Source organism: Mesorhizobium sp. M7A.F.Ca.MR.362.00.0.0, from assembly GCF_004023175.1.
In the GTDB taxonomy this organism is placed as follows: Bacteria; Pseudomonadota; Alphaproteobacteria; order Rhizobiales; family Rhizobiaceae; genus Mesorhizobium.
In genome coordinates this window covers 7,937-8,537 of record NZ_RZTF01000289.1, presented here as the reverse complement: position 1 = coordinate 8,537, position 601 = coordinate 7,937, and the positions used below count along the sequence as shown (strand labels likewise).

The window sequence follows — 601 nt, the reverse complement described above, 5'->3', positions numbered from 1 at the left end:
GCAGATAAGGCGGCCGATGTAGATCAGCACTCTCAGCGCTGCGCCTCTGTCGCCATCTTCAGCGCAAGTGCCGTCAGCACGGTGCCCATCATCCAGCGCTGGATGACCAGCCACAAGGGCCGTCCGGCGAGAAAGCTGGCGATCGAGCCGGCCGTCACCGCGATGACGGCATTGACGCTGAGGCTGATCGAGATCTGCGTCGCGCCGAGCACCAGGAGCTGCGACAGGACGTGGCCCATGTCGGGGCTGATGAACTGCGGCAACAGCGACAGATAGAGCACGGCCACCTTCGGATTGAGCAGATTGGTCATCAGGCCCATGGCGAACAGCTTGCGCGGCCTGTCCCTCGGCAATTCGCGCACTTCGAACGGCGAGCGTCCGCCCGGCTTCACCGCCTGCCAGGCCAGCCACAGCAGATAGAGCACGCCGGCAAAGCGCAGCGCGTCATAGGCGTAGGGCACGGCGAGCAGCAGCGCGGTGATGCCGAATGCCGCCGCCAGCACATAGAAGACAAAACCGAGTGCCACGCCGCCAAGCGAGATCAGCCCCGCCTTCGGCCCCTGCGACAGGGACCGCGAGATCAGATAGATCATGTTGGGGC

At 64.9% G+C, this 601-nt stretch carries 1 protein-coding gene; it reads right to left on the bottom strand.

Annotated features, from left to right (window positions below):
- Positions 1–32 precede the first annotated feature (32 nt).
- The coding region (locus EOC06_RS26900) for a LysE family translocator (protein WP_245470106.1) at positions 33–601 on the bottom strand (569 nt) is incomplete at its 5' end.